Source organism: Flagellimonas flava (assembly GCF_900129665.1).
Taxonomy (GTDB): domain Bacteria; phylum Bacteroidota; class Bacteroidia; order Flavobacteriales; family Flavobacteriaceae; genus Flagellimonas; species Flagellimonas flava.
The window spans coordinates 52,199-74,540 of sequence record NZ_FQWL01000007.1; the positions used below are offsets into that span (position 1 = coordinate 52,199).

Genomic DNA, 22,342 nt, shown 5'->3' on the forward strand with positions numbered 1-22,342 from the left:
CCCGTAAATTGTGATTTGCATAAATTGTATGCATCATTTCGGCATTTATGCCGAACTTAGCCTTTCGTCAAATAATAACCATTCATAACTATAAATCCTATGCAGCAGTCAAGACGTCTGGAGGAGTTTAGGAAATCCGTTACCAATAAATTCAATATATATAACAGCCTTTTTTTAAGCCTGCCTTACAGGGACATTGAAAATGTGGGAATGCTTATTCCTTTGTTACTGGATCAGTGCGAACAGGGTTTGAAGGCCGGGAGGCAACCCCAAGAAATCCTGGAAACCTTTTTTACCAATTTTGTGGAGATCAAGGATGAACGTAAACGTTTAGATTTTATGTTCAAGATTATCCAATATGTAGAGCGACAGGTGGTTTTGTACGATAGCGTTGAAGACTCTGCATTTCCGAAATTGCAGGAATACACCAATTCGCTTTCCGTTAAGGATTACTTTGAATTGGTCAACCAGACAAAGAACTGGGATAAAATTTCCAAAAACCTGTCCAGTTTTAGTGCCAGATTTGTGTTGACGGCGCATCCAACACAGTTCTATACCCCAGCTGTATTGGATATTATCACGGAGCTAAGGTCACTTATCGATAAGGATCGCATAGACAATATTGATCTGACTTTACAGCAACTGGGTCTGACCTCATTGGTAAATTCAAAAAAACCCACTCCATTGGACGAGGCCAAAAACATCATATACATTCTTAGGAATACCTATTATGATGCCATTGGGGAGCTCTTTGAATACATTAAAAGTAACATCAGGGCTGAAGATTTTAGCAATTACGATATTATTAAGCTTGGGTTTTGGCCAGGAGGGGACAGGGATGGAAATCCATTTGTGACCGCCGAGGTAACTAGGCAAGTGGCCGATGAGCTTCGACTGACCCTTATGAAATGCTACTATAACGAGTTGAAGGCCCTTCGAAAAAAATTGACCTTTAAAAGTATACAGCACGATCTTATTACGTTGAGCAATAGATTTTATAAGGCCATGTTCGATGCCAGTTCGATTATCGGTTATGATGAGATTATGGGGCATTTGGATGGTATTCGGGAAAAACTGGTCAGCAACCACCACGGACTGTACTTGAAACAATTGGATCAGTTCATCAACAAGGTGCATATTTTTAAGACCCATTTTGCCTCCTTGGATATTCGTCAGGATCATAGCAAACATAAATTGGTGGTGGAAACCGTGCTCAAAAAAGAAGGTGCCATTAAGGAGAGCTTGGATGAATTAAGTCAGGAAGAACTTGTAAGTTGGTTATTGGAAAAGAACCTTCAACTAAATCCTTCGGATTACGAGGAAGAAATAGTTAGGGATACACTGACCAACATTAAGCAGTTGGGGCACATTCAGTCCAAGAACGGAGAGGATGGCTGTAACCGCTACATCATCAGTAACTCCGAGGATATCTATTCCGTGTTTTTTGTATTTGGACTGTTCAGGTGGTGTGGTTGGCAAACAGATGAAATCACCTTTGATATTGTGCCGCTATTTGAAACCATGAAGGGTATGGAGGCTTCTGAAGCTGTGATGCAGACTTTTTTCGATACCCCAATTTATAGGTCTCATCTGGAGCGAAGAAACAACAAACATACCATCATGTTAGGATTTTCTGATGGTACCAAGGATGGAGGATATCTAAAAGCCAATTGGTCCATACTTAGGACCAAGGAAACTTTGAGCCAAGTATGCAAGAAGAACGGAATAAAAGCTATCTTTTTTGATGGTAGGGGAGGACCACCAGCCCGTGGTGGCGGGAAAACCCACCGTTTTTATGCGGCGCAGACCAATGATGTGGCCAACCATGAGATACAGATGACCATTCAGGGTCAGACCATTACCAGTACCTATGGCACCAAAGAACAGTTTATCCACAATGCGGAGCAGTTGTTGACAGCTGGATTAAGCAATGATCTATATGGCAAGGAACATGTAATCTCAACAGAACAACGGGAATTGATCGGTACCCTTTCCGAATTAAGTTTTAGCAAATATGACGCTCTAAAACAGCACGATAAATTTATCCCCTATCTGGAACATCGGAGTACATTGAAGTTCTATACCAAGGCGAACATTGGTAGTAGGCCTGGAAAACGGGGCAATAAAAAACAATTGACGCTCTCCGATTTAAGGGCAATTTCATTTGTGGGCTCCTGGAGTCAACTGAAGCAAAACGTCCCGGGATATTTTGGAATAGGAACTGCCATTCAACAACTAAAATCTGATGGAAAGCTGGATGAGGTTAAAAAACTATATCAGGAAGTTCCGTTTTTTAGGGCTCTTATGCACAACAGTATGATGTCGCTTGCCAAAACTAATTTCGACCTTACAAGCTATATGCGCGATGATAAGGAGTTTGGTGAGTTTTGGAACGTACTTTTCAACGAATACCAATTGTCCAAGGAAATGTTACTGGAGATTTCAGGACAGCATATCCTAATGGAAGACGAAGAAGTATCCAGGGAATCTGTAAAAATTAGGGAGCAAATCGTGCTGCCATTGTTGGTGATACAGCAGAATGCACTGTACCATATCACCAAAGATTCCAAATACAGGGAGCTCTATGAAAAAATCGTTACGCGATCCCTCTATGGAAATATCAATGCCAGCCGAAATTCGGCCTAAAACCTTAGTTTTGAAACAGAGTTCTTCCGTGTTAAGTTGGAAGAAGTATGTCAAGTTTTGAGCATAAAACCCTTTCTACATACCCATCCGTATGAGCCTTTTCTTTTTCACGAGGCCACCAAGCTAATTGTGGGGACCTTACCACCTCCAAGATTTACAACGGGAGAGCTGAAACCGGATGATGTGGACTTCTGTTATGGGAGTAGAAATGGTATGCTTTGGCCCATTTTGGACCGAATATTTGAGCTGGATCTAAAGTTTGAAACTACAAACGAAGCGGCGGAGCAGCGAAAACACTTCCTTCTAGCTAACAAAATAGGGGTTTGCGATATCGTGGCCAGTGCTGAACGACAAAAAATAGATGCTTCCGATTTGGGTATGGAAAATGTAAAGTTGCGAGATATGCTGGGCTATTTAAGGGACTTTCCGAATATAGACACACTATTATTTATGGGTGGAAACAGTAAGAATGGCCCAGAATATTTCTTCCGAAAGCTATTGAAGGAAGCAAAGCTTGTCTTGGAAGTGGTTTCTAATGAGGTGCCAAGAATTCATAGATTTAGTTTACCTATTTCTTCGGGAACCACTGAAAAATCAAGATGGGTTAAAACGGTTTCGTTGACAGCACCTTCGGGAGCTGCCAATAGAGCGGTTGGAAGTTTACAGCGCTACAAGGACATGAAAGACAAGAATCCAAAGTTCAACACTATGGATTTTAGGGTTATCCAATACCGACCTTTTTTCGAGGAATCAGTTTAAGCGTTGAACTCGGAGTAGGTTTCTAAAAAGGAAAATGTCTTAGTTTTTGTAAGCTGGGCTTGTTCAATTTGTGAAATCACCTTTTTAATAGCAATATCAAACCTCTTTTTGGGCATGGGCTTCATCAGAAAATCGTTTATGCCGTAGTCAAAGGCCCTTGCAGCAAATTTAGACCAAGTTGAATTTAGAATAATAGGGGGAAGAACTTCAATGCTGTCCAAGAGTTCAAAGGCATCCACATTATCCATCAATACGTCCATAAATACCATATCCGGTTTTTCGTCGTAAATCGCCTTAATTCCCTCATAGGGATTTCCATAAGCACCTAAAAGTTTCAGTTGCGGGTGATTTTTGACAAGAATTGACGTGGCCAGACGTTGAATAGAGGAATCGTCAATTACTAGAACGGTATACTTCATAGTTAAGTAGGTTTGGGACTCCTAAAATTATAAAGCTTTGACCATTAAATACATAAAGTGGGATGTATTGCCGTTAAAATAGATGAAATCCTTTTGCTTCTTATTTCACGGTCTTTGAGGGGTGCATCTGACAATGAAAACTATCGGTTAAGGGAGTTTCTAATTGACCGGGCTGGATAAAATCGAATACAATGCCTTGATACCATAGGCCAGCTGCCCAATCCTCAAATTTTCGTTGGGACTATGCTGATTATTATCCGGATTGACCATTGGAACAATAAAGGCTGGAATCTTTAGTTCGTTGATAAAAGGGGATATGGGAACGGTTCCGCCCATAATCCTAACGCGTACTACATCATCTTGAAATGCTTCGTGGAGTGTTTCCACCAGAAAGTTTCCATAAGAATTGTCCAAGTCAGTCCTAAAAGCATCAGTGACACTACCTTCATTTACGGTCACGATTTTATCATGGGCCATCCGTTCGGCTTTTGACGGAACATGGTCAATAACATGATACCCTTGTTTTGAAATATAGTCTTTGACCAATCTTTTAAGACGGTTGCCATCACTTTCAGGTACCAATCTCAGGTCTAGTTCGGCGGTGGCCAGCTCTGGGACAATGGTTCTTCGTTTTTCACCTACCCATCCCGATCCAAGACCTCTAATATTTAGGGACGGATATTGAAGTGCTTCCTGGTAGAAACCCCCGACCTTTTCGGCAGATTTGAACTGTAGATTTTCCGCGATGGTTGCATCACTATCGGGCACACTCCGTAGGACTTCGGATATTTGTTCGTTTAGAACAATACCATCGTAGTAGCCCGGGATGGTTACCCTCCCATCCGAATCCTTCATTCCGGCAAGCAGTTGAGCTAGCTGAAATCCAGGATTTGGTGCATAGTTTCCGTAATGGCCACTATGTTGGGGCTTTATCGGACCATAGGTAGTCAGTGTTAAGCTGGTAATGCCTCGGCAGCCATATACAACCGTTGGACTTCCGGAGGCGTGCATGGGGCCATCCACAATCACCAAAAAATTAGCTTCAAGGAGCTCACGGTATTGTTTTACCGCTTTAGGTAAGGGTTTACTGCTTTTTTCTTCTTCCCCATCCAAGATGACCTTAAGATTAAAAGGGATTTCCTTCCCTTCTTTTTTCAGCAGGTCAATGGTATTTAGTAGCATCACAATAGGACCCTTATCATCCGAGGTAGAACGCCCAAACAATCGCCAATTGTAATCTATGTCGTCTTTTAGTTCATCAAAGGAAATAGTCTCAAAAGTATCACCAACAGGTTTTTTGAGCACCGTGGTATACGGATTGGGCTGATCCCATTTGGAAGGATCTACCGACTGTCCATCAAAATGCATGTAGATCAATAGGGACGGTTTGGTATCCTCCATGGGCAGAGCCGCAAAGAATAAAGGAAGATTATCAGTCTCCAAAACAGCCGTATTGAACCCTCGTTCCCCAAACTTGCGTTTGAGCCAAAGGATGTTGTCATCAATAGCATCCGCATCCAGTGCATCGTTGGGAATGCTAATAAAATCCCTTAACTCCTCTATCGCATGTGCTACGTGCGATTTAACTGCGGCATCATCTTGGGAGAATGTGAAAAAGGAGACCAGTAAAACGAAAAAACAGATTGTTTTTCTCATAAAGTGCTTAGGTTAATTCCAAACTCGAAGTTAGCGAATTCCCCTTACAAACCCATCTATTTTTTCCGTTCCATGCTGGGTCAAATGCTTAATGAAGGCCGAGCCAATAATGGCTCCTTTGGCGTTTTTTGTTGCTTGGTCAAAAGTGGCTTTGTTGCTTATTCCGAATCCGACAATTTGAGGATTTTTCAAATCTAGCTCTGCAATCCGCTCAAAATATGTTTGTTGTTCATTCCCAAACCCCGTTTTGGCTCCTGTGGTACTTGCCGAACTTACCATATAGATGAACCCCTCAGATACCTTGTCTATCATCCGGATCCGTTCATCACTGGTTTGAGGGGTGATCAAAAAGACATTGATCAATCCATATTTCTTGAAAGTTTGCTCATATTCGTCTTGGTATACATCTAGGGGTAAATCAGGAAGGATAATACCGTCAATTCCAATTTCTTGGCATTTTTTGCAAAAAGCCTCAACCCCATATTGAAACACCGGGTTGAAATAGCCCATCATCACCAAGGGAATGGATACAGTTTCCCGAATGTTTTGAAGTTGTTCAAAAAGCAAATCGGTATTCATACCATTGTTTAAGGCATGGGTCGAGCTGTCTTGGATTGTTGGTCCATCAGCAAGAGGGTCACTGAACGGAAGGCCAATTTCAATCATATCCACACCGTTCTTTTCCAAATCCTCAATGATCTTCACCGTATCGGTTAGTTTCGGATACCCTGCCGTAAAGTATATGGATAATAGTTTTTTATCCTCTTTTAATTTTTGGTTGATTCTGTTTTTTATCATAACAATGTTTTGTGGATTCCTGAATTTCCAGGAAAGACAAAAATTATAATTTAAAATAGTCAATATAGTTTTGTAGGTCTTTGTCCCCTCTTCCGGAAAGGTTCATTACCACCACATCGGTTGGGTTGAACTTTCGCTGTTCCAAAATGGCAAAAGCGTGGGAGGATTCAATGGCAGGAATAATGCCTTCCATTTGACAGAGGGTAAGACCAGCGGTCATGGCCTCATCATCTGTGATGGAGATAAACTCTCCACGCCCCGACCTGAACAAGTGGGCATGCAAGGGGCCCACACCAGGGTAATCCAAACCAGCGGATATGGAATACGGTTCGGTTATCTGCCCATCTGGGGTTTGCATCAACAAGGTTTTGCTCCCATGGATAATACCAACTTTCCCAAGAGCTGAGGTGGCGGCACTCTCACCGGTATCAATTCCTTTTCCGGCTGCTTCCACCGCAATTATCCCTACTTCTGGGTTGTCCAAAAAGTGATAGTATGCGCCGGCAGCATTACTTCCACCGCCAACACAGGCAACAACGTAATCAGGGTTTTCCCTTCCTTCCTTCTCCAATAACTGGGTTTTGATTTCCTCGGAAATCACGGATTGAAATCGTGCTACCATATCTGGATAGGGATGAGGTCCCACCACAGAACCGATAATGTAGTGGGTATCTACAGGGTTGTTGATCCAATCGCGAATGGCTTCATTCGTGGCATCTTTTAGGGTCCTACTCCCTGAAAGCGCCGGTCGCACTTCTGCTCCCAACATTTTCATTCGGGCTACGTTCGGAGCTTGGCGTGCTATATCCACCTCACCCATATATACCACGCATTCAATACCCATTAGCGCGCATACGGTGGCTGTGGCCACACCATGTTGGCCCGCACCGGTTTCTGCTATGATTCGATTTTTACCAAGTTTTTTGGCCATCAGGATTTGCCCTACTGTGTTGTTGACCTTATGGGCACCGGTATGGTTGAGGTCTTCCCGCTTTAGGTAAATCTTGGTTTTGTAGCGTTCGGACATTCGCTCTGCGAAGTACAAAGGAGTGGGGCGACCCACATAATCCCGAAGTAATTGCTGGAATTCTTCCTTAAAGGAAGGTTCCTCCATGATACTAAGGTAGTTTTGTCTCAACTCCTCGGTGTTTGGGTAGAGCATTTCTGGGATGAAAGCCCCTCCAAATTCACCATAATATCCTTTTTCATTAACGTGATAACTCATGGTCAATGGTTGTTGGTTAATAGTTCTTTAAACTCACTTAATTTTTCAATGTTCTTCAATCCGGGTTCGATTTCAAACTTGCTGTTGACATCGATTACCTGGCAATATTTGGAGGCAGGGCTGTGTAAGAAGGATTTCAATTCCTCAGTGCTATCTGGTCCTATTCCTCCACTTAAAAAATAGGGTTTGGTAGATGGATAGTCTTCCAAAATAGACCAATCAAAGGTATAGCCATTACCACCAGGTAGTTTCCCCTTGGTATCAAAAAGATAATAATCACATACCGTTTCGTAAGGGGTCAAAAGTTCAAAATTGAACGAATCCTTGATGGTGAAGACCTTGATGATTTCCAGTTCGGGAAACCTGTTCTTAAGACTTTGGCACAGCTCTGGGGATTCCGCTCCATGAAGCTGGACACTTTGGAGACCGTGTTGCTCTACTTTTTGAGCGATTTCATCTATTGCAGCATCTACGAAGACACCCACTTTTTTGATGGTTGTTGGCAGGTCTGGTGTTTTTCCATGAAAGAAGCGCGAAGAAGGCTCCCAAAAAATAAAACCCATATAGTCTGGTTGCAATTCCGCTACCTCAGTTGGATTATATTTCATGCCGCAAACTTTCAGTTTCATGATGTAAGACCTTTGATGAATTCTGAAGCATGAGCTCCAGGATTGTCAGTTTTCATAAAATTCTCCCCGATTAAAAAGCCTTGATATCCATATTGTCTAAGCTCCTGAATGGCTGCAACCGAGCTGATTCCACTTTCGGAAACTTTGACAAAATCATCCGGGATTTGTGTGAAAAGGGATTTACTGGTCTCCAGACTCACCTCAAAGGTTTTAAGGTTTCTATTGTTCACTCCCAACATATCCAAACTGGGCATGATTGATTTTTGAAGCTCCTTCTCATTATGCACCTCCAAAAGCACATCCAATCCAAGATTTTTTGCGGTTTCCGATAGCGTTTTGATTTCGTCCCGGGATAAAATAGCGGCAATGAGCAAAATTACATCTGCGCCATGGGCCTTTGCCTCTAGAATCTGGTAGGCGTCAATGATGAATTCTTTCCGAAGCAAGGGGATATTGGCCACTGTTCGTGCCAATAGCAAATCATCCAAACTGCCTCCAAAATATTTTCCGTCGGTCAATACGGACATACCACAAACCCCGGCTTCCTCATACCCTTTTGCCACATCCTGCACGTTCAGTCCTTGGTTGATTACGGATTTAGACGGTGATCTTCTTTTATGCTCTGCTATGATTCCACTGGAACTTGATCGTAGCGCCTCAGCCAAGGAAGGGCTTTTTCGACCGAATAGCACCGAAGATTCCAGCTGCTTGACGGGAATCAACGATTTTCTCAGAGCAACCTCCTTGCGCTTGTCTGCTACTATTTTATCTAGAATGTTCATTTTTTTTCCAATGTCTGATGTCGGTTATTGAATGCGACCTGCACGTTCACTGTTTGCTTAATTCCTGTAATTTTTTTAGGGTTTCCAACCCCTTTCCACTTAAAAGGGATTCCTTGGCCTTTTCAAATCCGGCTTTGGGAGTGGTTTGCTCCACTGTTGCAATTGCTACGCCAGCATTGGCACATACCACGTTGTTTTGAGCTTCAGTTCCCTTTCCTCCAAGAATGTCCAAAAATATTTGGGCCGAAGTGGCAACGTCGTCCCCGCCGGTAATCTCAGATTGGGTTACCTTGCCTACACCAAAATCAGAAGGGTCCAACATACTCTCGGAACCGTTGGATATGGTTTTTGTTGCTCCAGTCAAGGAGATTTCATCATAACCATCCAAGGCATGTAGCACGGTGAAATTTTTATCCGTGTTCTGGTAGAGGTATCCGTACATTCTTGCCAGCTCCAAATTGAACACTCCGACCATCTGGTTCTTGGGGAATGCCGGATTTACCATGGGCCCCAACATATTAAAAAAGGTCTTAACTCCCAGTTCCCTTCGAATTGGAGCTACATTTTTCATGGCCGGATGAAACAATGGGGCATGAAGCACACAAATCCCTGTTTTGTCTATAGACTTTTTTAGAAAATCTGCTTCATTACTGAATTTAATGCCCAAGAACTCCATTACATTACTGCTTCCACATTTTGAGGAAACCCCATAATTACCATGCTTGGTCACCTTGATTCCTGCTCCGGCGGTGACAAATGATGCTAGGGTGGAAATATTAAAGGTGTCTTTTCCATCTCCTCCCGTTCCGCAAAGATCTATAGGATTGTATTCAGCCAAATCCACCGCAAGACAAAGTTCCAATAATGCGTCACGAAAGCCTTCCAATTCTTCAATGGTGATGCTCCGCATCATATATACCGTTAGGAATGCGGCAATCTGCGAGCTGTTATAATCGCCTTTGGCGATGTTCACCAAGATTTGCCTGGCGTCGGCCTTGGAAAGTATTTCGTGATTAATAAGTTTATTTAACGTCTCTTTCATGTTTTCCTTTTTGTAATTCCACTTTCATTGCGAAATCTATTTGTGAGATGTTTGGAATCCCGCTCTTGAGTGACTTTAATTACATCAATTATTCAACCAATTCTTTAGCATCTTTTTTCCCTCAGGGGTAAGTACGGATTCTGGATGAAATTGTACAGCGGTGACATCATAGGCTGTATGCCTTAGCGACATAACCTGCCCGTTCTCATCGACGGAGGTAGCCTCCAAACTTTCCGGTAAATCGGGGTGTACTACCCAGGAGTGATAACGTCCTACTTGAATTTGCTCTGGCATGTCTTGAAATAAAACTCCAGGTTTGGTCACGGTTATGGTGGTTGCCACCCCGTGATATACTTGATCCAAGTTAACAAGGCTTCCGCCAAAAACCTCTCCGATGGCTTGTTGACCTAGACAGACCCCAAGTATGCGTTTGTGCGGGGCGTAGGTCTGGATAATATCCTTGAGCAATCCTGCTTCATCTGGAATACCAGGGCCTGGAGAAAGTACAATTTCCTCGAAGGGTTCTACCTCTTCCAAAGTCAATTGGTCATTTCGCTTTACGGTGACCTCGCAATCCAAATCCTCTAAATAGTGCACCAAGTTGTAGGTGAAGCTATCGTAATTATCTATCATTAAAATCTTTCTGGCCATCTTAGATTGTTTCTGCGATTTCAAGTGCCTTGGTCAAGGCACCTAATTTATTATAGGTTTCCTGTAATTCTGTTGCTGGGTCCGAAGCGGCAACCAAACCGGCTCCGGCCTGGTAGTGCAATTTGTGGTTTTTACTCAAAAAGGTGCGGATCATTATCGCATGGTTAAAGTTGCCATTGAAGTCCATGAAACCTATGGCTCCACCATAATAGGCCCTGCTCGTTTTTTCATACTTTTCTATGAGCTGCATGGCCATATGCTTTGGGGCACCACTCAGGGTACCAGCAGGGAATGTATCGGCCACTACCTGCATGGTAGGACTTGTTTTTTTCTTTATGCCCGTAACTTTCGAGACCAAATGAATAACATGGGAAAAGTATTGGACCTCTCTGTAGGTTTCCACATTTACAGTGTTTCCGTTCCGACTTAGGTCGTTGCGGGCCAGATCTACCAGCATAACATGTTCGCTGTTCTCTTTTTCGTCTTGCGCCAGTTTTTTGGCTAGCTCGGCATCCTTCTCATCGTTGCCCGTACGCTTGTAGGTGCCGGCTATGGGATGAATTTCGGCCTTGCCATCCTTTACAATAAGCTGGGCCTCCGGCGAACTCCCAAATATTTTAAAATCCCCATAATCAAAATAAAACAGATACGGAGAAGGGTTAACCGAACGAAGTGCTCGGTACACATTGAATTCGTCGCCTTTGAAACCTTGGGAGAACCTACGGGATAGCACCAATTGGAAAACATCACCCCGTTGGCAATGTCTTTTGGCCAGGGCCACATGCTCCATATATTCTTCATCTTTTAGGTTGGATTGCGGTTCGCCTTCTTTGGAAAAATTATAAGTTGCAAAACTCCTCACTTGGAACAATTGGGCAATTTCGTCCACATTGCTTTCATTATTGTAACAATGAGCAAAGAGATAGGCCTCATTCTTGAAATGGTTGATTGCTATGATGTTCTGGTAGACGGCATAATAGATATCAGGGATTGCAATTGAGTTTGGTTTCGACGAAATATCCACATCTTCAAAATAGCGTACTGCATCATAGGCCATATAACCAAACAAGCCATTGTTGATGAACTTAAACTCGTTGGAAGCTACCTCAAACCGTTTTCCAAATTCATGGATAACATCCGTAACATCAGTCTGGGAATCGATTACTGTTACTTCCTTTGTGCCATCAGGAAACCGCTGCGTAATGACCTCGTCCTGAATCCTAATATCCGCTATTGGATTGCAACAGATATAGGAGAAACTGTTGTCATTGGCATGATAGTCGCTACTTTCCAATAAAATACTGTTCGGAAACTTATCCCGTACTTTTAGATACACACTGACCGGGGTAATGGTATCGGCAAGAATTTTTTTAAAATGTGATTCTAGTTTGTAGGTCATCTTAATGCTATAAATTAAAAAAGGCCTGTCGTGATGACAAGCCTCTATATGGTTATAATGGGGACTAGCTCACGATGTTCGACGTAAGTTATTCCACCACCAAGTATGTACTTTTCCTATTTTCATTACACCAAAGATAGAAAGGAAAATGTAACTTCCAAATTTTGTTTTGTGAAATTAAAAATCCCATTTGAGAAGTCTCAAACGGGATTTCCAAACACTAAACTAATTTTGATTATAGCTGCAAATCAACCACCAAATCAAATTCGTCATAAATCAATTTGTCCTTAGCGGTACCAATGATACCAGAACCATACTTTACGTCGTATTTTGTACGATCAACTTTCAAGGTGGCCGTGGCTTTACTTCCATAAATGGAAACATCAAAACTAACGGGGGCCGTAATACCCTTGATGGTTAGGTCTCCCGTAACCTTATATGAATTCTTGCCCGAAGGCTTTACCTCGGTAAAAACCAAAGTGGCGGTAGGGTTGGAGGCAGTGGAAAAGAAATCATCAGAACTCAAGTGGCCGTCCAATTTGTTTTTGTAGTCTCCTTGAAGATCCGTGGTATTGATTGTGGTCATGTCCACTACAAACTCTCCCCCGGTCAACGTATCTCCATCAAATTCAAGAGCACCGGATTTTAATGCTATGGTTCCCGTATGAGATCCAGCAACTTTGTACGCTTTCCAGGTAACAGTGCTTTCGTCCGTTTTAACGGCTTTCTTTTCCCCATCAATGGGATTTGCAAAAGATACCAGACCGAACACGGCCGTCAAGGCTAAACTTAAAATTGTCTTTTTCATGATTGTGTTTTTAATTTTTGATAATTAGGGTTTATATATGTGTAAATAATTCTTTCTTTGATTTGCGCACCTTGGCATAGTGCTGTGTCTCATCTTCTTCGGAGCGATAACCCACGGCCAACACAACGGAGGCGTTGAGGTCTTTCTCGTCCAAACCAAGAATTTCGTTGTAGGCCTCCGCCTCAAAACCTTCCATGGGACAGGTGTCTATTTTAAGTTCCGCAGCGGCTTGCATAGCATTTCCAAGAGCAATGTAAACCTGTTTCATGGCCCAGTTGTTTTTAACATCCGCAGGTAAATTCAGGAGTTTTGATTTCATAAAATCTCCATAACCTTTTAGACTTTCCTCTGGGATATTCCGTGTCTGACTTACATTTTGCACATAACCATCCAACAACTCTTCACCAAAATCCGTAGCGTTGGCAAAAACGATGAGATGGGATGCATCGGTAATTTGGGATTGCCCCCAACTAACGGGCTTCAGTTTTTCCCTAATTTCCGAATCCGTGATTACGAAAACATGATATGGTTGCAGTCCATAGGAAGAGGCAGAAAGTCTCGTGGCCTCCAAAAGCAAGTCCAAATCCTGATCTGTTATTTTCTTGGTATCGTCAAATTTTTTGGTGGCATAGCGCCACGTTCTGTTGTCTAATATACTTTCCATATTAAAATTTATCTAGTAATGAATTAAGCTGTTCCAGCTCTTTATTGGTAAAACTTTTAAGTACTTTTTTTTCGGTGTCCTGCATAACTTCGTCCAGTTGGGAAAGTATCTTTTTCCCATTATCAGTTATAATTATTTCCACTTTTCTTCTATTGTCAGGGCAAACCCTTCGATCTACAAGTCCTTTGAGAATAAGTTTGTCCACCAAACGAGTTGTGTTGCTCATTTTAGTGACCATACGCTCGTTTATGGTGGAAAGGTTTGCAGGATTGCCCTTTTGTCCTCTAAGAATTCGGAGCACATTAAATTGTTGTTCAGAAATATCGAAGGGTTTTAGGGCCGTAGAAAACTGTTCCCTAATTTTGTTGTTGACCAAGGCAAAATGAATCATGGTCCTTTGCTTTATGGGCAATTTTTTTTCGGTCTTAATTATTTCCTCTACATTCATGTCGTTACAACAATTGTATATACAAATGTATATGGATTGTATGTATGTCAACAACTTTTAACAGATAAAATTTTGTTAAAAAGAAATTGGAGCTTTGTGCTTTGGTTAATTTTAAATTCATAAATATCAGATAATGAAATACTTGATGGTTGTATGGGTGTCAACTCTCTTTATGCTGGCTTCCTGTGGAAAAAAAGCAAAGGCACAAGAAACCACCGATACTGCTAAAGTCGAAACGGAAGCTTTACAAACGGAAGCGTCGAGCGCAAAGGTCAAATTTCCAGTATATGACTTTGAAAGCTTTGAATCCATGCTACATCTACAGGATGGCAAAACCTATGTGATCAATTTTTGGGCAACCTGGTGCAAACCATGTATAGAGGAAATGCCCTATTTTGAACAGGTGAATGCGGAAAGGGCAACAGATGGGGTAGAGGTGATTTTGGTTAGTCTGGATATGCCTTCCATGTGGAAATCCCGATTGGAGCCCTTTGTGGAAAAGAAAGGGTTAAAGTCCAAAGTGGTTATTCTGGATGACCCCAAGCAGAACGATTGGATTCCGAAGATTAATGAGGATTGGGACGGCGGCATTCCAGCGACATTGATTTATAACAAGAACAAAAGGGAATTTTATGGTCATGGGTTTACCTATGACGAACTGAATACGGAACTGAACAAATTCATAAATTAGATAAGGATGGAGACAATAAAAAAACTCGGATTATTGGCATTGGTGCTGATGTTAGGTGCTTTTACGGTAAAGTCTGATACTTTGGCCGAAGGTTACGATATTGGAGATGTTGCTACGGATTTCTCCCTAAAGAATGTAGATGGTACCATGGTTTCGCTTGCAGATTACAAGGATGCCAAAGGTTTTTTGGTCATATTCACTTGTAACACCTGTCCCTATGCGGTAAAGTATGAGGACCGCATTATTGCATTGGACAACAAATACAAACCCAAGGGTGTCCCTGTCATCGCCATCAACCCGAATAACCCAAGTATAAAATCAGGTGACAGTTTTGCCAAGATGCAAGTAAGAGCTAAAGAAAAGGGATTCACCTTTCCCTACTTATTTGATGATGGGCAACAAGTTTTTCCGCAATACGGTGCTACCAAAACTCCACATGTATATCTTCTGGAAAAAACTGATGATGGAAACATTGTTCGTTATATAGGTGCTATCGATGATAATTATCAAGATGCGTCCCAAGTGGAAGAAAAGTTTGTAGAAAATGCTGTGGATGCCATGCTGGCAGGTGAGGAAATCAAAGTGACCAAGACTAGAGCCATTGGATGTGGTATAAAAGCTTAAAAAGAAGAATAAGTAGATTTAAATCCGGGGTTATGCTCCGGATTTTTATTTTTGTAGAGCTTAAATTAATAAAGATGGCAGATTTATCACAAGAAGAATGGGAAGGTCAATTGGAGAATGACTCCAACGCCTTTATTTTGGATGTTCGTACACCGGAGGAAATGGAAGAAGGTTTTATACCTGGAGCCAATAATATAGATATCTATTTGGGACAAGAGTTCATGGATGAAATTGGAAAATTGGACAAGTCTAAAAACTACTACGTCTATTGCAGATCGGGAAATAGAAGTGCCCAGGCCTGTGCTCTTATGAACAGCATTGGTATTGAAACCACATATAATCTGGAAGGTGGTTTTATGAATTGGGAGGGGGAGGTTGCCGAGTCATAATAGCTTCTCCAAAGCCTGTCGGATTGACTTTTCCCGTTCTAAGAAAGCTAGTCCGCTGTTTCTCAGTTGACACTTTTAAGCAGGGGAGCTTAGCCGACCTCAAAAACAGTTGATTTTATGACCTAGTATGGAAAATGACGATCATTTTCCTATTTTAGGGGTATGAAGGAAGACCTACTCCATTTTATATGGAGGTGCGACAAGCTTCAAGGACGACCACTTACCACTTCAACCTCCGATAATATTTTGATTGTGCATCCCGGTACCTTAAATAGGTATGCCGGGCCGGACTTTTTTAATGCAAAGATCGAGGTGGGTGGACAACTCTGGGCAGGCAATGTGGAAATGCACCTCAAATCCTCTGATTGGTATGCGCATCATCATGAGACCGATGAAAATTATACCAATGTTATTTTACATGTGGTATGGGAGGATGATGTAGCCGTGTTTGGGAAGGACGGAAAACTAATCCCAACATTGGAACTCAAAACCCATATCCAACCTACCTTATTGGGAAAGTACCAAGAGCTTTTTCAGCACTATAATCCATCCTTTATCAATTGTGAAAGGGATTTTCTTGGGTTTGACTCCTTTTTGCTGGATAATTTCATGGAACGATTGTATTTGGAGCGTCTGGAGCAAAAATCCGAATTGATCAATAATCTATTACATTCAACCAACAACGATTGGGAGGCTGTGTTTTTTGCCCTTTTGGCAAAGAGCTTCGGTACAAAAGTCAATGGGGAGTTTTTTTTACAATGCTCGGGACAGTTAAAATTCTCTATTGTGCGGAAGGTAAGTGCAGATATACATGTTCTGGAAAGCCTGTTGTTTGGTCATTTTGGTATCTTGGATGTCGAAGACTGTTCGGACAGCTATTTTCAGGAACTCAGCAATGAGTATAACTATTTGAGTAAAAAGTATGATTTACCCATCAGGATAGGAAAACCTAACTTTTTTGGTCTTAGACCTCGAAATTTCCCCACCATTCGTATCTCACAGTTGGCCTGTCTTTTGGCCACCCATCAAAACCTTTTCTCTGCTTTGATGGAAAACAGAGGTCGGGACACGGTATATAGATTATTTGATATTGCCGCCAGCACCTATTGGGATACCCATTTTACCTTTGGTAGGGCTTCAAGAAAAAGCAAAAAGAAACTTTCCAGAAGTTTTATAGACCTCTTGATGATCAACACCATCGTTCCCTTGAAATTTTGTTATGCCAAACACCTGGGTTTGGATTGGAGCGAAGATCTATTGGACATGGTGTCCGGGATAAAAGCGGAAAAGAATTCCATAGTAAAAAACTTTGCCCATCTGGGCTCCGCTAGCAAAAATGCACTGGAAAGTCAGGCAAAAATTCAATTACATACCCAATACTGTTCTAAAAATAAATGTCTTCGTTGTACCTTGGGAGCAGATTTATTGAATAGAAATACATAATTTAGGGTATGAGTTTGTTTTACAATACGCTCTATTATTTTCAAAAAAGGGGCTTCGAGGTTTGTCGGCGGATTGCCGAAAGACTTGGAATTCGTGCAAGGGTAGTGCGAACTACCTTTATATATTTAACCTTTGCCACTCTGGGCTTTGGTTTCGCCCTTTATCTGTTTATCGCGTTCTGGCTAAAAATCAAAGATTTGGTCTACACCAAAAGAACCTCTGTTTTTGACCTTTAATATGATACGACTGCTACGTTCCAAAATTTTATGGGCAATTTGTTTGATGCTGTTGGTGCTGTTGTTTGGGGTAGTGGGATACAAAATTTTATCGGACTTTTCATGGATAGAGGCCATTTACATGACCATAATCACGGTCACTACGGTAGGTTTTTCCGAAGTCAGGCCCTTGGATGCCAACGCCAAGATATTTACCGTATTTTTAATTGTAACCAGTGTATTCATTTTTGGTTTTGCCCTCTCGGTGATAACCGAATACTTGTTGGGAAGGAATTCACTTCAAATATTAAAAAGGAAAAAAGTGAAAAAAAGAATAGACAAATTGACCAACCATGTAGTGGTCTGCGGCTTTGGCCGAAATGGAATGCAGGCTGCAGAAAGACTTAGGGCTTATAACAAACCTTTTGTTATTATTGAAAGAAGCAGGGAGATCATTGAAAGGCACGAAGATGAGGTTCTGTTTGTGGAGGGCAATGCCAACGAGGATGAGGTACTCTTGGAAGCCGGAATCGATAGGGCACAATATTTGATCACCGCTGTACCGGACGATGCCGAAAACCTGTTTATCGTATTAACCGCCCGCCAGCTCAATAAGGAGCTATTCATTATTAGCAGGGCTTCGCAGGTCACTTCCCAAAAAAAGCTACAATTTGCAGGAGCGGACAAGGTCATCATGCCAGATAAGATAGGCGGCGACCACATGGCTTCCTTGGTGGTGATGCCCGATTTAATAACTTTTATGGACAAACTTTCCATTGAAGGAGAACATACCACAAACTTGGAAGAGGTGGAAATCGAGGATATTACGGACCAATTGGATTGCAATTCCATTCGCGATTTGGACCTTCGGCGAAGGACAGGATGCACCATAATTGGCTACATAGATCCAGACGGAAATTATCTTATAAATCCTGAAGCTGACCTACAGCTTCAACCCAAGGGAAAAGTTATTGTTTTGGGTCGTCCAGAGCAGATTAGAAAACTCAACCAAATGTTTCAAATAGGCTAGTTTTATAACTTTTAAATTTGATTCCGTTGAATTTTTTTAGGATATTGCCCACTTTACATCAAATTAACATACCTAACTCCAAAATTATGAAGTATAGACTTCTGTCGATTTTTACACTACTATTTCCCTTATTGACATTTTCACAAGAAACAGCCGAAGTAGGGTTGGATGAAAAAATTGACCAAGCCTTTGCGCCCGTATCGGACTTTTTCAATACGGTAATCTTTTTTGAGATTTTGGGCACGCCTTTCGTTCTGATTTTGTTAGTGGGTAGTGCATTGTTCTTCACCCTATATTTTGGATTTCCCAACATAAGACATTTTGGTACGGCCATCAATGTGGTTCGCGGAAAGTATGATGAATTGGAAGGTGCTGAAGGGCACGGTGTGGAGAAAGCGGAGGTAAATATTGTGGATGGCGATTTGCCGGACACTATTAGGGACGAAAGCCATGAGGGAGAAGTAAGCCATTTTCAAGCCTTGGCCACTGCGGTATCCGGTACCGTTGGAAATGGAAATATCGCAGGTGTGGCACTGGCCATCGCCTTGGGTGGACCTGGAGCTACCTTCTGGATGATTGTCTGCGGTTTGTTGGGTATGTCCACCAAGTTTGTGGAATGTACTCTGGGTGTGCAATACCGCGATGTGGATGAAAACGGAACCGTCTACGGCGGTCCCATGTACTATATAAGCAAAGGTCTAAAAGAACGAGGATTTAAAACCTTGGGTAAAATAGCCGCGGCTTTGTTTGCATTCTTCTGTATAGGTGGTTCTTTCGGAGGTGGAAACGCTGCCCAATCCAACCAAGCTACAATTGTGGTAAAGGAATTATTTGGATGGGAGAGCGCCATGGCTGGGACAATTATTGGAGTGGTATTGGCCATTTTGGTTGGTATCATCATCATCGGAGGAATCAAACGAATCGCTTCGGTAACAGAAAAAGTCGTACCCTTTATGGCCGTACTTTATATTTTGGCCTGTTTGTATATCATTTTTGGCAATTTTAGTTTGGTTGATGACGCCATATCCTTAATTGTAACAGAAGCTTTCAATCCTACTGCCATTGGTGTTGGAGGTGTAATCGGGGTTTTGTTGGTCGGATTCAGACGTGCAGCCTTTTCCAATGAGGCTGGAGCCGGTTCTGCTTCTATTGCCCATTCCGCGGTAAAGACCAAGTATTCTGCCTCGGAAGGATTGGTTGCCCTACTCGAGCCTTTTATCGATACGGTTGTGATTTGTACCATGACAGCCTTGGTTATTATCATTTTTAACTTCGGAGGAGTATTTGATTACGGAGGTGATGGCTCTGGGGTTGTAATGATTGATGGGATGCCTTATGAAGGTGCGGGGATTACTTCCAAAGCTTTTGCACAGTACATTCCCTATTCCAATGTATTCCTTACCATAGCCGTTGTATTGTTCGCGGTCTCTACCATGATATCATGGTCTTATTACGGTCTACAATCTTGGAAATACCTTTTTGGTAGGGGCAAGAAAACCGATTTGACATATAAATTGTTGTTTTTGACATTTGTGATCATTGGTGCAGCCGCTAGTATGGATTCCATTTGGGCGTTTTCCGATGCTATGATTTTTGCCATGGTATTCCCCAATATGGTTGGATTGTACTTCTTGTTCCCAGTGGTGAAAAAGCAATTGGGAAGATATCTCGATGCAATCAGGGCTTCCAAATAATTAATCTCCAATAACGCATATGAAATCCCACCTTAGGTTCAATAAACAGGAACGAAGTGGGATTTTCTTTTTGGTATCGCTTGTTGTGGTGCTTCAAGGCATTTACTTACTTTGGGATGGCAACCCAGTGGAAACATCTGGATTTGCCTTGAACGAAACGGAGCAAACACTGATTGACAGTCTTAAAAATGCCCAACCTTCCGAACACAAGTTGACGATGTATCCATTTAATCCCAATTACATTTCAGATTATAAGGGATACACCTTGGGAATTTCACCTGAAGAACTTGATAGATTGTTTGTCTATAGAAGGGAGGGTAAATTCGTTAATAGTAAAAAAGAGTTTCAAGCCGTTACAAAAGTTTCGGATTCCCTGTTGGCGGCAATTTCTCCCTATTTTAAATTTGCTTCAAAAAACCAACGCTATAATAAATCCTATAAGGAGAGACGGAAGTTGGAACCAACAAAGCGTGTTAAGGATATTAACAGTGCCACAGCGGAAGAACTGAAGGCTATCTATGGAATAGGAGATAAGCTTTCCGCCAGAATAATTAAGTTTAGGGACAGGCTCGGAGGATTTCTAGTAGATGACCAGGTATTGGATGTCTATGGTCTGGAACCCCAGGTGGCCCAAAGAGTACTTGACAAATTCAAAGTGCTCCAACCTCCCAAGATTTCCAAAATCAATATTAACAAGGCAACAGTTGACGAATTGTCCCGTTTGGTCTATATCAACCATGCGATGGCAAGGGAAATAGTACGCCTCAGAATGGAAAAAGGAAAAATAGAATCATTTGAAGAATTGTTTAACTTAAATGAGTTTCCGATAAACAAAATAGAAAGAATTAAATTATATTTGTCACTATAAAAACTATTGAAAATATGATTACGGATACACTGTCCATGATGAACTTTGATTATTCCGAGACACAAAAAATGGTGGCCGAATCTGCCAGGGAATTTGCCCAGCAGTACATTCAGCCCCATGTTTTGGAATGGGATGAAAACCAAACATTCCCGATCGAAGTATTTAAGAAAGCTGGCGAGTTGGGATTCATGGGAGTATTGGTTCCGGAAGAACTTGGAGGTTCAGGCCTGGGTTACCATGAATATATTGCTATTTTGGAAGAAATCTCCAAAGTGGATCCAGCTATTGGTTTGTCTGTAGCCGCCCACAATTCCTTATGTACCAATCATATTTTATCGTTTGGAAATGAGGAGCAGAAGCAGCGTTGGATACCTAAATTGGCTTCCGCTGAATGGTTGGGTGCCTGGGGACTGACGGAACACAATACGGGTTCGGATGCTGGAGGTATGAACACCACGGCAGTCAAAGATGGTGATCAATGGATATTGAACGGAGCCAAAAATTTTATCACGCACGGAAAAAGTGGTGATATTGCGGTAGTTATTGCAAGAACAGGAGAGAAGGGCGATAGTCATGGAATGACCGCTTTTGCGATTGAAAAGGGAACACCAGGTTTTACTAGTGGTAAAAAAGAAAACAAATTGGGTATGCGAGCCAGTGAAACGGCCGAGCTCATCTTTTCCGATTGTAGAATTTCGGATGACAATAGATTGGGAGAAGTCGGGGATGGATTTATTCAGTCCATGAAGGTCCTTGATGGCGGTAGAATTTCCATTGGGGCCCTATCCCTTGGAGTCGCCAAAGGAGCTTATGAGGCAGCCCTGAAATATAGCAAAGAACGTGTTCAGTTCGGCAAACCAATAAGTCATTTCCAAGGGGTGTCCTTTAAGTTGGCGGAGGCGGCCACAGAAATTGAAGCCGCAGAATTACTTTTACATAAGGCAGCTTTCCTAAAGAACGAGGGCAGGCCAGTTACCCAACTGGGAGCAATGAGCAAGATGTATGCCTCAGAAATTTGTGTGAAAATTGCCAGTGATGCGGTGCAGATTCATGGAGGATATGGCTATACCAAAGACTTTCCCGTAGAGAAGTTTTACAGGGATGCCAAGTTGTGTACCATTGGAGAGGGCACCACGGAAATTCAAAAAGTAGTTATTTCAAGAAATATCCTCAAGTAATTTGTCCAATTGGATTTAGTATCCGTATATTTGCACTCCAAAATTCTAAAAGAAAGGAGGTTGTAGCCTATGTTAATAATACCAGTAAAAGAAGGAGAAAATATCGATAGAGCTTTAAAGCGTTTCAAGCGTAAGTTTGACAAGACAGGTACTATGCGTCAATTGCGAAAAAGACAGCAGTTTACCAAGCCTTCTGTAAAACGTAGAGCTGAAATCCAAAAAGCTCAATATATACAAGGACTAAGGGACCAAGAAGAAATCTAGACCCATCCTTAATCGCATAA

At 41.9% G+C, this 22,342-nt stretch carries 24 protein-coding genes; 12 read left to right on the forward strand and 12 right to left on the reverse strand.

Annotated elements, in window-relative coordinates:
* Window positions 1–99 precede the first annotated feature (99 nt).
* Both BUC10_RS15750 and BUC10_RS15755 read left to right on the forward strand, forming a co-directional pair.
* Window positions 100–2,646 carry a phosphoenolpyruvate carboxylase gene (locus BUC10_RS15750; RefSeq protein ID WP_073181424.1) on the forward strand — a complete coding sequence of 849 codons (2,547 nt, stop codon included), beginning with the start codon at window positions 100–102 and terminating at the stop codon, window positions 2,644–2,646.
* 57 nt (window positions 2,647–2,703) lie between these two features.
* A complete protein-coding gene (locus BUC10_RS15755; RefSeq protein ID WP_073181511.1) occupies window positions 2,704–3,405 on the forward strand; it encodes a uracil-DNA glycosylase family protein in 702 nt (233 codons plus the stop codon).
* On the opposite strand, the gene BUC10_RS15760 is transcribed toward BUC10_RS15755, so the two are convergent.
* The 12 genes from BUC10_RS15760 to BUC10_RS15815 form a co-directional block, all read right to left on the reverse strand.
* Complete coding sequence (locus BUC10_RS15760; RefSeq protein WP_073181427.1) at window positions 3,402–3,824, reverse strand: LytR/AlgR family response regulator transcription factor; 423 nt, start codon at window positions 3,822–3,824, stop codon at window positions 3,402–3,404. The two genes, BUC10_RS15755 and BUC10_RS15760, sit on opposite strands and share 4 nt — an antisense overlap.
* Before the next feature lie 159 nt (window positions 3,825–3,983).
* Window positions 3,984–5,480 (reverse strand): M20/M25/M40 family metallo-hydrolase, encoded by a 1,497-nt coding sequence (locus BUC10_RS15765; RefSeq protein ID WP_073181429.1) that lies wholly within the window; start codon window positions 5,478–5,480, stop codon window positions 3,984–3,986.
* Between the two features lie 30 nt (window positions 5,481–5,510).
* Window positions 5,511–6,278: a tryptophan synthase subunit alpha gene (trpA, locus tag BUC10_RS15770; RefSeq protein ID WP_073181430.1), complete on the reverse strand. Its 768-nt coding sequence runs from the start codon at window positions 6,276–6,278 to the stop codon at window positions 5,511–5,513.
* 43 nt (window positions 6,279–6,321) lie between these two features.
* Window positions 6,322–7,503 (reverse strand): tryptophan synthase subunit beta, encoded by a 1,182-nt coding sequence (gene trpB, locus BUC10_RS15775; RefSeq protein WP_073181432.1) that lies wholly within the window; start codon window positions 7,501–7,503, stop codon window positions 6,322–6,324.
* A 2-nt stretch (window positions 7,504–7,505) separates the two neighbouring features.
* Entirely contained in the window at window positions 7,506–8,132 is a 627-nt protein-coding gene (locus BUC10_RS15780) for a phosphoribosylanthranilate isomerase (protein ID WP_073181434.1), read from the reverse strand.
* Entirely contained in the window at window positions 8,129–8,914 is a 786-nt protein-coding gene (trpC, locus tag BUC10_RS15785; protein ID WP_073181436.1) for an indole-3-glycerol phosphate synthase TrpC, read from the reverse strand. The genes BUC10_RS15780 and trpC overlap by 4 nt, the downstream gene beginning before the upstream one ends.
* Window positions 8,915–8,960: 46 nt before the next feature.
* Window positions 8,961–9,956: an anthranilate phosphoribosyltransferase gene (gene trpD / locus BUC10_RS15790; RefSeq protein WP_073181438.1), complete on the reverse strand. Its 996-nt coding sequence runs from the start codon at window positions 9,954–9,956 to the stop codon at window positions 8,961–8,963.
* Window positions 9,957–10,040: 84 nt separating this feature from the next.
* Complete coding sequence (locus tag BUC10_RS15795) at window positions 10,041–10,607, reverse strand: anthranilate synthase component II (protein WP_073181440.1); 567 nt, start codon at window positions 10,605–10,607, stop codon at window positions 10,041–10,043.
* A 1-nt stretch (window position 10,608) separates the two neighbouring features.
* Window positions 10,609–12,006, reverse strand: coding sequence for an anthranilate synthase component I family protein (locus BUC10_RS15800; RefSeq protein WP_073181442.1), 1,398 nt, complete (start codon window positions 12,004–12,006; stop codon window positions 10,609–10,611).
* A gap of 235 nt (window positions 12,007–12,241) precedes the next feature.
* The gene (locus BUC10_RS15805) at window positions 12,242–12,814 is read right to left on the reverse strand and encodes a YceI family protein (protein WP_185116264.1); all 573 of its coding nucleotides are present in this window, start codon (window positions 12,812–12,814) and stop codon (window positions 12,242–12,244) included.
* Window positions 12,815–12,845: 31 nt separating this feature from the next.
* Window positions 12,846–13,478, reverse strand: a complete 633-nt coding sequence (locus tag BUC10_RS15810) for an NAD(P)H-dependent oxidoreductase (protein WP_073181446.1) — start codon at window positions 13,476–13,478, stop codon at window positions 12,846–12,848.
* A gap of 1 nt (window position 13,479) precedes the next feature.
* Window positions 13,480–13,926, reverse strand: a complete 447-nt coding sequence (locus BUC10_RS15815; RefSeq protein ID WP_073181448.1) for a MarR family winged helix-turn-helix transcriptional regulator — start codon at window positions 13,924–13,926, stop codon at window positions 13,480–13,482.
* Between the two features lie 133 nt (window positions 13,927–14,059).
* On the opposite strand from BUC10_RS15815, the gene BUC10_RS15820 reads away from it, so the two are divergent.
* The 10 genes from BUC10_RS15820 to rpsU all read left to right on the forward strand — a co-directional run bounded on the left by BUC10_RS15820 (window position 14,060) and on the right by rpsU (window position 22,322).
* Window positions 14,060–14,617 (forward strand): TlpA disulfide reductase family protein, encoded by a 558-nt coding sequence (locus BUC10_RS15820; RefSeq protein WP_073181450.1) that lies wholly within the window; start codon window positions 14,060–14,062, stop codon window positions 14,615–14,617.
* A gap of 6 nt (window positions 14,618–14,623) precedes the next feature.
* Window positions 14,624–15,241 (forward strand): thioredoxin family protein, encoded by a 618-nt coding sequence (locus BUC10_RS15825; RefSeq protein ID WP_073181452.1) that lies wholly within the window; start codon window positions 14,624–14,626, stop codon window positions 15,239–15,241.
* A gap of 74 nt (window positions 15,242–15,315) precedes the next feature.
* The gene (locus BUC10_RS15830; protein ID WP_073181513.1) at window positions 15,316–15,630 is read left to right on the forward strand and encodes a rhodanese-like domain-containing protein; all 315 of its coding nucleotides are present in this window, start codon (window positions 15,316–15,318) and stop codon (window positions 15,628–15,630) included.
* Window positions 15,631–15,792: 162 nt separating this feature from the next.
* The gene (locus BUC10_RS15835) at window positions 15,793–17,073 is read left to right on the forward strand and encodes a DUF2851 family protein (RefSeq protein WP_073181454.1); all 1,281 of its coding nucleotides are present in this window, start codon (window positions 15,793–15,795) and stop codon (window positions 17,071–17,073) included.
* Window positions 17,074–17,081: 8 nt separating this feature from the next.
* Window positions 17,082–17,309: a PspC domain-containing protein gene (locus BUC10_RS18000; RefSeq protein WP_073181456.1), complete on the forward strand. Its 228-nt coding sequence runs from the start codon at window positions 17,082–17,084 to the stop codon at window positions 17,307–17,309.
* Between the two features lies 1 nt (window position 17,310).
* Window positions 17,311–18,318: a potassium channel family protein gene (locus BUC10_RS15845; protein ID WP_073181458.1), complete on the forward strand. Its 1,008-nt coding sequence runs from the start codon at window positions 17,311–17,313 to the stop codon at window positions 18,316–18,318.
* A gap of 86 nt (window positions 18,319–18,404) precedes the next feature.
* Window positions 18,405–20,012: an alanine/glycine:cation symporter family protein gene (locus BUC10_RS15850; protein WP_073181460.1), complete on the forward strand. Its 1,608-nt coding sequence runs from the start codon at window positions 18,405–18,407 to the stop codon at window positions 20,010–20,012.
* A 19-nt stretch (window positions 20,013–20,031) separates the two neighbouring features.
* Window positions 20,032–20,880, forward strand: a complete 849-nt coding sequence (locus BUC10_RS15855) for a ComEA family DNA-binding protein (RefSeq protein ID WP_073181462.1) — start codon at window positions 20,032–20,034, stop codon at window positions 20,878–20,880.
* Between the two features lie 38 nt (window positions 20,881–20,918).
* Window positions 20,919–22,058: an acyl-CoA dehydrogenase family protein gene (locus BUC10_RS15860; RefSeq protein WP_073181515.1), complete on the forward strand. Its 1,140-nt coding sequence runs from the start codon at window positions 20,919–20,921 to the stop codon at window positions 22,056–22,058.
* A gap of 69 nt (window positions 22,059–22,127) precedes the next feature.
* Window positions 22,128–22,322: a 30S ribosomal protein S21 gene (gene rpsU / locus BUC10_RS15865; RefSeq protein ID WP_073181465.1), complete on the forward strand. Its 195-nt coding sequence runs from the start codon at window positions 22,128–22,130 to the stop codon at window positions 22,320–22,322.
* Window positions 22,323–22,342 lie beyond the last annotated feature (20 nt).